At 71.7% G+C, this 9492-nt stretch carries 13 protein-coding genes and 1 pseudogene; 11 read left to right on the top strand and 3 right to left on the bottom strand.

Going from position 1 to position 9492, the window contains the following annotated elements; genetic code table 11:
• Positions 1-7: 7 nt before the first annotated feature.
• The 11 genes and pseudogenes from ABFX54_RS29645 to ABFX54_RS29600 all read left to right on the top strand — a co-directional run bounded on the left by ABFX54_RS29645 (position 8) and on the right by ABFX54_RS29600 (position 7080).
• A complete protein-coding gene (locus tag ABFX54_RS29645; RefSeq protein WP_346109851.1) occupies positions 8-496 on the top strand; it encodes a flavodoxin domain-containing protein in 489 nt (162 codons plus the stop codon).
• Positions 497-533: 37 nt separating this feature from the next.
• On the top strand, positions 534-1481 hold the full coding sequence (locus ABFX54_RS29640) for an ABC transporter ATP-binding protein (RefSeq protein ID WP_346109850.1): 948 nt from the start codon (positions 534-536) through the stop codon (positions 1479-1481).
• Positions 1478-2233: an ABC transporter permease gene (locus ABFX54_RS29635; RefSeq protein ID WP_346109849.1), complete on the top strand. Its 756-nt coding sequence runs from the start codon at positions 1478-1480 to the stop codon at positions 2231-2233. The genes ABFX54_RS29640 and ABFX54_RS29635 overlap by 4 nt, the downstream gene beginning before the upstream one ends.
• A gap of 139 nt (positions 2234-2372) precedes the next feature.
• The gene (locus ABFX54_RS29630) at positions 2373-3311 is read left to right on the top strand and encodes an ABC transporter ATP-binding protein (protein WP_346109848.1); all 939 of its coding nucleotides are present in this window, start codon (positions 2373-2375) and stop codon (positions 3309-3311) included.
• Positions 3312-3325: 14 nt separating this feature from the next.
• Positions 3326-4108 carry an ABC transporter permease gene (locus ABFX54_RS29625; RefSeq protein WP_346109847.1) on the top strand — a complete coding sequence of 261 codons (783 nt, stop codon included), beginning with the start codon at positions 3326-3328 and terminating at the stop codon, positions 4106-4108.
• Positions 4105-4401 (top strand): hypothetical protein, encoded by a 297-nt coding sequence (locus ABFX54_RS29620; protein WP_346109846.1) that lies wholly within the window; start codon positions 4105-4107, stop codon positions 4399-4401. Before ABFX54_RS29625 ends, ABFX54_RS29620 begins: the two co-directional genes overlap by 4 nt.
• Complete coding sequence (locus ABFX54_RS57100) at positions 4328-4762, top strand: alpha/beta fold hydrolase (protein WP_428834589.1); 435 nt, start codon at positions 4328-4330, stop codon at positions 4760-4762. The genes ABFX54_RS29620 and ABFX54_RS57100 overlap by 74 nt, the downstream gene beginning before the upstream one ends.
• Before the next feature lie 210 nt (positions 4763-4972).
• Entirely contained in the window at positions 4973-6169 is a 1197-nt protein-coding gene (locus ABFX54_RS29610; protein WP_346109844.1) for a sensor histidine kinase, read from the top strand.
• Between the two features lie 117 nt (positions 6170-6286).
• Positions 6287-6623: pseudogene (locus ABFX54_RS57095) on the top strand (carboxylesterase family protein).
• Positions 6529-6825: a carboxylesterase family protein gene (locus ABFX54_RS29605; RefSeq protein ID WP_428834588.1), complete on the top strand. Its 297-nt coding sequence runs from the start codon at positions 6529-6531 to the stop codon at positions 6823-6825. The pseudogene ABFX54_RS57095 and the gene ABFX54_RS29605 overlap by 95 nt, the downstream one beginning before the upstream one ends.
• A gap of 21 nt (positions 6826-6846) precedes the next feature.
• Positions 6847-7080, top strand: coding sequence for a hypothetical protein (locus ABFX54_RS29600; RefSeq protein ID WP_346109842.1), 234 nt, complete (start codon positions 6847-6849; stop codon positions 7078-7080).
• A gap of 279 nt (positions 7081-7359) precedes the next feature.
• Here ABFX54_RS29600 and ABFX54_RS29595 read toward each other — a convergent pair whose 3' ends face one another.
• From ABFX54_RS29595 to ABFX54_RS29585, 3 genes are all read right to left on the bottom strand, one after another.
• Entirely contained in the window at positions 7360-7599 is a 240-nt protein-coding gene (locus tag ABFX54_RS29595; protein WP_346109841.1) for a hypothetical protein, read from the bottom strand.
• Between the two features lie 222 nt (positions 7600-7821).
• Positions 7822-8790: a DUF2157 domain-containing protein gene (locus ABFX54_RS29590; RefSeq protein ID WP_346109840.1), complete on the bottom strand. Its 969-nt coding sequence runs from the start codon at positions 8788-8790 to the stop codon at positions 7822-7824.
• A gap of 71 nt (positions 8791-8861) precedes the next feature.
• On the bottom strand, positions 8862-9461 hold the full coding sequence (locus tag ABFX54_RS29585) for a class F sortase (protein WP_346109839.1): 600 nt from the start codon (positions 9459-9461) through the stop codon (positions 8862-8864).
• Between the last annotated feature and the right edge of the window lie 31 nt (positions 9462-9492).

Raw genomic sequence — 9492 nt, 5'->3', positions numbered from 1 at the left:
GGCGACGATGACAGTGATCTTACTGGCGTACGCCACCAGGAACGGTTCGACGCGGGAGGTGGTCGACGCGATCGCCGCCATGCTGCGTGAGACCGGGGTTGAGGTCAGAGTGCGCGCGGCGCGTACCGTACGGGCCCCGATCGAAGAGGCGGACCTGATCGTGCTGGGCGCGCCGCTGTACAACGGGCGCTGGCACCGCGACGCCCACCGGCTGCTCAAACGCCACCGGGACACCCTGCGCCGGCTGCCCGTCGCCGTCTTCGGCATGGGGCCGAGGAGGGACACGCCGGAGGCCTGGGCCCAGGCCCGTTCGCAACTGAACCGGGCACTGACCAGGCATTCCTGGCTCACCCCGCTCACGGTGGCGGTGTTCGGCGGCGCCGACTCACCGAAGCATCGGCTGCACCGAGATCTTCGCGACTGGAACGCGATCGAGGCGTGGGCGCTCGGCATCTGCCGCCTGAGCGAGCGGACGGCCGCCCACGGCGCGACCTGAGACGGCGGGCACCGCGTCCTGCGGAAGGAGGGCTGAGATGGGCGGTGACAGGCAGGCGGCGATCGAGGTGATCGGCCTGTCGAAGCGGTTCGGGGAGCGGGTGGCCGTGGAGGACCTGACGTTCGAGATCGGCCAGGGGGAGGTGTTCGGCCTGCTCGGGCCGAACGGAGCAGGCAAGACGACCACGGTCAGGATGCTCGCCACGTTGCTGCGGCCGACGGCGGGCCGGGCTCGGGTGGCGGGCGTCGAGGTCACTCCAGAGAACGGCGCGCGGGTCCGCGAGCGCGTCAGCGTCATGCCGGAGACGCCCGGCCTGTACGCGCGGCTGTCGGTGGAGGAGAACCTGCGCCTTTTTGCCTGCCTGTACGGCCGTGGGAGCCGCGAGGCCGACCGGCGCATCGGCGAGGTGCTGGACGAGGTACGGATGGCCGAGCGGCGGCGGGACCTGGTGAGCACGCTGTCGAAGGGGTTGCGGCAGCGGGTCGCGCTGGCGCGGGCGTTGCTGCCCGGCGCGCCGGTGCTGTTCCTGGACGAGCCCACCCAGGGCCTGGATCCCGCGGCGACCCACGAGGTGCGTGAGCTGATCGCGGGCCTGCGCACGCACGGGACGACGATCCTGCTCACCACGCACCGGCTGGAGGAGGCCGAGCGGCTGTGCGACCGGGTGGCGTTCCTGCGGTCCCGGCTCATCGCCGCAGGCCGGCCCGACGAGCTGCGCCGCAGGTTGTTCACCCCGTCGATCGACGTGGAGCTGGCGGGTCCGGTACAGGAGCCGGACAAGCTGTTCGGTCGCGTCGACGGGATCACCGGCTGGGTCGGCGACAGAGACCGTTACCAGGTGTCGGTGACCGACCCGCGGCGGGTGGCGCCGCTGCTGGCCGACGCCCTGGTCAGCGCGCACGCCGGCATCGTCCACCTGGCCGAGTCCGAGCACAGCCTGGAGGACGTCTACCTGGAGCTGGTGCGGGAGGAGGAACCGGGATGAACCTGCTGAACGCCCGGGTGCGGGCGGTGGCCGGCAAGGAGTTCGCCGAGTACCGGCGCAACCCGCTGGTCGTGGCGAGCATGAGCCTGCTGCCGGCGTTCCTGCTCGCGGTGGCGCTGGCCGGCCTGATCCCGCTGCCGGACGGGGCGGCCGATCAGGAACTCCGGATGGCCGGGGGAGCGGCGCTGGAGCTGTTCCTGATGGTACCGATGATCATCCCGACGGTCGTGGCGGTGTACTCGGTGCTGGGCGAGCGCGAGCAGGGCACGCTGGAGCCGCTGCTGACCACCCCGGCGACCGACGGCGAACTGCTGCGCGGCAAGGCGATCGCCGCCGGCCTGCCTGCCGTGCTGCTGTCCTGGCTGCTGTTCGGGCTCTTCGCCGCGGCCGGCGCGCTATGGATGCGGCCGTCCGTGCTGCGATGGGTGCTCACCGGGGAGTCGATCTTCGCCGCCCTGGTGTTCACGCCGTTCATGGCGGCGTTCGCGGTGATGTCCACGATGATCATCTCAGCGCGGTCGCGCGACCTGCGAGTGGCCCAGCAGCTGTCCGGCCTGGCCATCGTGCCGATGTTCCTGGTCGCCGTCGTGATCAGCTTCCGTTTCGTGCCGATGAGTTACCCGCTGTACGCACTGATCGCCGCCGGTCTCGGGCTCCTGGACGGGCTCGGCTGGCTGCTGCTGCGCCGGGTCTTCGACCGTGAGCGCCTCCTCGCCGGCTCCCACGTACCTGAAAAGCGCGCCGTACGTTGAAGCACGAAGGGGGACCAATGCGTCGGTGCGGGGACCTTCGGTCCCTACCGGCCACGTGAACGGCGCCGGACGCTGGAGGACCAAGGGCATATGTCGGGCCGGTGCGGTGTGCCGGCGTTTCGCTCGTGAGGGGGCGGTCGTGGTGCGAGATCAGGCGGGAGCCGGCGGGCCCATCATCGAGGTGGCCGGGCTGGTCAAACGTTTCGGTGAGCTGGTCGCGGTCGACGGATTGTCGTTCGATGTCGACGAGGGTGAGGTGTTCGGCTTCGTGGGGCCGAACGGGGCGGGCAAGACCACCACCGTCGAATGCGTGGCTGGGCTGCGCGCGCCGGACGAGGGCCTCGTACGCGTGTGCGGTCTCGACCCCCAGGCCGACCGCGACCGGATCAGACACCTGGTCGGCATGCAGTTGCAGAGCTCCACCCTGCCGGACCGGCTCAAGGTCCGGGAGGCGCTATGGCTGTACGCCTCCTTCTACCCCAACCCCGCCGATGAGCGGGCGCTGCTGACGGAGGTCGGCCTGGACGGCAGGCACGACCGCCGGTTCGGCAAGCTGTCCGGCGGCGAGAAGCAGCGCCTGTCGCTCGCGCTCGCCCTGATCGGAAACCCGCGGATCGCCATCCTGGACGAGCTGACCACCGGCCTGGACCCGCAGGCCCGCCGCGACACCTGGGCCCTGATCGAACGCATCCGCGACCGGGGCACCACGATCGTCCTGGTCACCCACTACATGGAGGAGGCCGAACGGCTGTGCGACCGGGTCGCGGTCGTCGCCGCCGGGCGCCTGGTCGCCCTCGACACTCCGGAGGGCCTCATCAAGCGCGCGGAAGACACCGAGCGCATCACGTTCCGGCCTTCGGCGGAGGTGGACGAGAGCCTGCTGACCGCCCTGCCCGGCGTGACCGGTGTCGCCCGCGAAGGCAGGCGGCTGATCGTGACCGGCACCGGCGACGTGGCCGCCCAGGTGATCGGTGCCCTGACCGCCCGCCAGGTCCAGGCCCTGGACCTGCGGATCGACCGCCCTACCCTGGACGACGCCTTCCTCGCCCTGACCGGTCACCCATCGGACCAACCCTGAAGGGGAGAAACGCGATGACGACCACTTCCTCCGCCGTGCCACCCCGCCACCGGTCCCCGCTGGCGGTCATGGCGGCGACGGAGACCAAGCTGCTGCTGCGCGATCCCGCCGCGGTCATCTTCCCGCTGCTACTGCCGCTGGCCCTGGTGCTCGTCCTCGGCCTGGGCATCCCCGGACTGCGGCAGCCGATGCCCGAACTGGGCGGGCAGCGCTGGCTGGACACCCAGCTGCCGGCCACGATGACGTTGCTGTCGGCGGCGCTCACCGCGCTGACCATCCTGCCGGTCGTGCTGACCACCTACCGCGACAGCGGGGTGCTGCGCCGCATGTCCACCACCCCCGCGCCGCCCGCGCGGCTGCTCGCCGTGCAACTCGTCCTCTACCTCGTGCTGGTCCTGGCCGCCACCGCGCTCATGATCGTCCTGGGCCGGGTGGTGGTCGGCATCGCCGTCCCCATGAGCTTCGCCTGGTTCGTCCTGGTCCTGCTGCTGGGCACGGCCGCACTCCTCGCCCTGGGCCTGCTGCTCGCGGTGCTGACGCCCAGTGCCAAGGCCGCTCCCGGGATGGGCACGCTGGTGATGTTCCCGCTGCTGTTCTTCGGCGGCATGTGGGTCCCGTACGAGACCATGCCCGCCGGGCTGCAGCGGTTCAGCGATCTCACCCCCACGGGCGCCTTCAGCCAGGCGCTGCGCGCCACCTGGTCCGGAACCGCGCCGCAGCCTCTGCAGCTGGCGGTCCTGGCCGGGTGGCTGCTGGTGGCCGGGATACTCGCGAACCGGCTGTTCCGCTGGGAATGACCGAATTGACCGTTGTCGGCTACCGGCAGTTTCGGGAGGAACTGCGGGCCGCGCGGGAGAGCCTTGAGGCGCGCAGCCGCGTGCCGGCGACCGCGTGCGGGCGGATCGAGATGGCGGAGGAGGGAGCGGGGCCTCCCGTGCTCGTCGTGCACGGCATCGGCGGCGGCTTCGACCAAGGGCTGTCGGTCGCGCGCGCTTTCGCCGGGGGAGGGACTCCGCCTGATTGCGATCTCCCGCTTCGGCTACCTGCGTACGCCACTGCCCGCGGACGCGTCACCGGCCGCGCAGGCTGACGCGCTCGCCGCTGCCCTCGACGCGCTGGAGATCTCCAGCGCGGCCGTCATGGGCGTCTCGGCAGGCGCGCCGTCGGCCGTGCAACTCGCCCTGCGTCATTCGCGCAAGGTGTCGGCGCTGGCGCTCGTGGTGCCGGGCCAGTACGCGCCGCCAGAGCCCGGCACTCCACCTCCCACACCGCCATCGCCATGGGCCACGTCAACCCCGTCTCGATCCGAGGTGACCCGGACCAGTTCGGCACGGCTGCGTCGACGAATCGTGCGATGTCGCGCTCGCCGTCGACGGCAAGATCGCGAGCCAGATCGTCCAGCGCGCGTGAGAGCGGTCAGGCATACGGCGCCGATCATCGATTGCACGTGAACCTCTGGCGCGGTCGCGGGGACGCGGTCGTTCAGCAGCAGGAACAACCCGATCAGGGTGAAGATCGCCACGGTCACCCGTTCGCACGACCTCCGGGACGAGTTCTGGGGCTGGACGGGGCGATCATGCCGGGCGAGAATCGCCGTTGTCGGGCAGCGCCGGGCGGCCCTGGTCCGCTTGATCGGGCCCGTTGAGTGAAGGAACCAGTGGATGGATTCCCTCTCCGAGCCACGAGCACCGCACCCCATGCCGTACGTCCTGGCCGAGGCGTCCCAGTCGCCCTTCGACCGTTCCGGGCTCGGGGCCAGAGCGGCTCCGTTCGCGCTGGTTGCGGTCGTGGCCGTGGCGACGGTCGTGTTCCCGCAGGGCGGTGTACAGTCCTGGCCGCAGGTGTGGGCGAGCTTGGCATTGCTGGCGGTGACAGCGGGGGCGTTCGGGTTGCCGTGGGCCCGGCTGCCCTCGTGGCTGCCGGTGATGGTGCCGCTCGCCTGCACCGGGTCGATCACGATGCTGATCCTGGCGGCTGGGCCTAGCTCAGGGGTCGGCATCGTGCTGCTGATGCCGCTGGTGTGGTCGATGCTGTTCCACCGCCGGTGGGAGTCGGCCTGCGTGGTGGCCGCGATCGTCGTGGCCGAACTCGTCATCTCGCTCTATCAGCTGGCGCCGGCATCGGTGACCGTACGCCGGGAGGTGCTGTGGGGAGCGCTGAGTGCGCTGCTCGCCGTGGCGGCCCACGGCCTGCGCGAGCGCATCCGCCGCTCGCAGGAACAAGCTCTGCGCCTGCAGGATCAGCTTCACCAGGTCACGATCGCGGCAGACCGGGAACGGATCGCCACCGGCTTGGCCGACGACGTCATTCAACGTGTCTTCGCCGCCGGCCTGTCCCTGCAGAGCGCGGCGTCCGTGCTGCCCGAAGGCCCTTCACGCCACCGCCTCCTGGAGGGCCTGGACGAACTTGACGAGGCGGTACGTCTGCTGGGCCGGACCGTTTTCGATCTGCGCGCAGCCGCCGGCCCGACACTGGCCGAGCAGATCCAGAGCCTGGGCCGGCACCTGTCACCTCCACCGCGATTCACTTGCACCGGCCCGATCGATGCCGCCGTGCCCGCCGGTGGAAGCGCCGCGCTCGTCACCATGCTGAGCCGGGCATTGGAGATCATCAGCCGATCCGCCGCCCCCACCGCCATTAGCCTGTCCGCCGACCAGGACCTGGCCATCACCGTGACAGCACCCCGGACGGACGCGGGAGCGACCGACGCCGACTGGCCCAGCCGGGACCTGACCCAGCTACGCACCGACGCGGAACGAGCCACCGCCACGTTCGACATCACCACAAGGCCAGACAACACCACCTTCACCTGGCACCTGTCTCTGGCCCGGAACGGAGACCCTCCTGCCGGCTCTTGACCGGAGCCGGACCAAGCCCCTCGTTGTGAACCTCGCGCCAGACCACGTGCCGCTCCCGGCAGGGGCGTCAGCCTGACAGCCAGTAGAGACGGCGGGGGTATCGGCGGCGCAGGACTTGTGCCGGTCGTCCCTGCTCAGCGCGGTGATGACGAAGGCCATGTCGTGATGACGCCGGTATCGGCGGTTCATTCGTTCAGAGGCATCCCGTACGCCGAGCCGCCCGTCGGTGAACTGCGCTGGAGGGCGCCGCGACCGGCCAGGCCGTGGCAGGGCGTGCGCGACGCCACGGCGTTCGCCGGCCAGTGCGCGCAAACCCTTGTTCGGCGGCGGCGAGACCGCCTACGGCGAGGACTGCCTCTATCTCACCGTCACCGCTCCACGACGCGGCGAACGCCTGCCGGTCATGGTGTGGGTGCACGGCGGCGAACCTCAACGGCGACAGCGCGCAGTATGACGGCGCCAGGCCGGCGGTGAAGGGCGGCGTCGTGGTCGTCACGGTCAACTATCGGCTGGGTGTGCTGGGCTGGCCGGCCCATCCCGCGCCGGAGGCCGGCGAGCGCTGTCAGAGCGGTAATTACGAGCTGCTCGACCAGCAGGCGGCGCCGCGCTGGGTACGCCGTAACATCGCGGCGTTCGGCGGCGACCCGGCAACGTGACCCTGTTCGGCGAATCCGCCGGTGCCGCAGATACCGTGCGCCGATCTGGCCTCACCCACGGCGGTAGGGCTGTTCCACCGCGCCATCGCGCAGAGCTACAGTTGCACCTGGCCCACCAGGACCGAGACCGAGGCCGGGACGAACGGCGCCGCCTTCGGGCAGGCGGTGGGCTGCGCCGACGCCGCCCGCCTGCGGGCACTGCCGGTCGGGACGCTGCTGGGGGCCTACCAGGAGCACAACCCCTACGCCGGCTGACCTGCGGATCGCGATCGTGACCCTGCCGACCGACTTCGCCACGCCGCTGGCCGCGTGCGGCCATCTGGACCGGCCAAGGCGAGCAGCTGCGCGTTCTGGGCGTCACTGGGCACCACGCCGCACCGACCCCGTGGCCGGGTGATCGCGCGGAGGCGGGCCGGGCGGCCGTCCGTAGCAGCTTGGTGATCGCGGCACCGGGCTCGCGGTCGACGGCGTCGCGATGGGGAGCCGGAGGAGGGCGAGAGGCACCCCGTACGGCCGGGTGTCCGCGATCGGCCTTCAGAGGATGAGGAGGACGAGGAGGATCATCACGGCCACGAGCGCGGTAGCCGCGATATGCCGGTCGAACCAGGTCAGCAGGCGGTCGATGGGCGGGGGCACCATGGTGGCGGGCGGTTCGGGCGCGAGCGTGCTGAGCGTCCTGACCCGGGCGACGAAAGCCGGGTCGTCGCGGGTGAGCCGTCCCTCGATCCGAAGCAGCCTGAGATGTTCCTGCCAGCTGAGCCGCATCTTCCTCATCGCCTTCGTCAGTCGTGTTCCGCCAGGTGCCGGGTGTGCGCCTTCTTGCCAGCATCGGTGGCCGACCGGCTGCTGAACGGGGGCCAAGGTCCCGTGGGTGAGGGCCGATGGTCCCCGTTACGCCGAAGACCGGCGACCAGAGGACGGGATCTGCGCGCTGCACGGGCTCGCGCCGGCCGGCGGGCTTGAGGAGAGTGGGCCGGTGCTGCCCGACGGCCCTGCTCATGGTCGCGGTGCAGGGTCCTCGCGACCTTTCGCGTGTGTGGGGTGTGCCGTGTGGTGCCATCGGATGCCCAGCACGGAGGCGGCCACGAGGACGCCACCGGCGATCATCACGATGGCCGAGCCACCGACCGCGCCGCCGGTCCAGTGCCAGATCGCCTCGAGTATGGCGAGCGTGCACCCGCCGACGCCGGCCGCGAGCAGCACCCAGATCCGTTCCCGCCGGTACAGCAGCAGGCAGGCCACGGCCACGGCGGCCGTCATCATGTACGCCCAGACCATTGTGGGCTCGTAGCCGACGCCCTGCTGGCCGCCGAACAGGGCGATGGCCGCGCCGAGCCCCAGGCCGAGCGCCCGTTGCTCGATCACGCCGGTCAGCACCAGCGCCGTCCACGCCACCCCCAGCCCGACGAGCGACAGCCCTGCGGACAGGACGAAGCCGCCGGTGAGCTCGCTAGCGAGCGAGCCGGTGGTCAACGCGGCGAAGAACGCGCACGCCGGTACGAGGGGTGCGGCGCGGGTCAGGGCGTAGCAGAGAGCGGTCACCAGCAGGCCCACGGCGCCCGCGACCGCCGGGGTGTGGCCGGCGGCGATCTCCGCGGTGGCAAGCGCGGCCGTGGCCGAGGCCAGTGTCATCGACACCGAGCCTGAGCGGCTCCGCGCGGTGGTCCCGCGCTCCCGCGGCCGGGCGCCGACGAGGGCCATCCCGGCGGCGAGCAGCGCGGCCGTGACCGCCAGCAGGATCACCACGTGCGCGATCCTCGACAGCTGCGCCCATGACGTGGCCGCCAGGGAGAGTGCGCCACCCAGGAGCAGGCCGCCGCCGACGTATCCGGCCACTTCCGCCCACCGCGCCCGGGCGGGTGGCGGGCCGTGCTGGAGCGCCTCGCTCACGGCCATCGCCTGCTTGGCGGAGATCACCCCTTGGCGGACGAGCCGAGCGAGCGCTTCGTCGCGTGACCCGGTCATCGGGCACTCCTCTCGCCTGCGGTACCTCGTGGGCTCTGCCCGGGCGGACAGGCCCGCCCGGCAAGGCGTGATCAGGCCGGGTTCTGCACGAGGGCGCCGAAGGCGACGATGTTGTCGCGGTAGGAGCCCGCGGTGCGGTCGAACGAGCCGCCGCAGGTGATCAGCCTGATTTCCGGCTGGTCGGTGTCGCCGTAGACGTGATCGGTGGGAAAGTCACTCTTGGGGAAACGCTTGACGGTGTAGACACGGAACGTGGCTGTCCAGCCGTCCTCGCGCGGCACCTGCACGAGCGCGCCCGGCCGGAGTTGGGCGACCCGGTAAAAGACGGCGGGGCCGCTGGCCTGGGAGTCGACGTGCCCGTAGAAGGCGGCGACGCCGATCTCGCCCGGGGCGGCGCCGTCGGCGTACCAGCTGACCAGGTACGGTTTGCTGAGCGGCGGCTCGCCTGCGGTGCCGTCGGCGTTCAGCCCCATGCCCGTGACCGGCGCGTCCACGCCGATGGAGGGGATGAGCAGCCGGGTGGGCGCCGAGCGGGGCAGTGGCGAAGCCGCGCCGGTGTCCGCGGGTGCGCTGGTGGTGGCCGAGGTCTGCTGTGCTCCCGGCGGCGGTCCCGGCTCCTGCCGGATCGACAGGAGCAGGAACGCCCCGGCGGCGATGAGTACGAGGCGCACGGCGGCCCAGGCCGCCGCCGCCGCGCGGCGG

Source organism: Nonomuraea maheshkhaliensis, assembly GCF_039529435.1.
Lineage (GTDB): Bacteria > Actinomycetota > Actinomycetes > Streptosporangiales > Streptosporangiaceae > Nonomuraea > Nonomuraea maheshkhaliensis.
The sequence above is the reverse complement of the archived record's forward strand: the minus strand, read 5'-3'. Positions and strand labels throughout refer to the sequence as shown.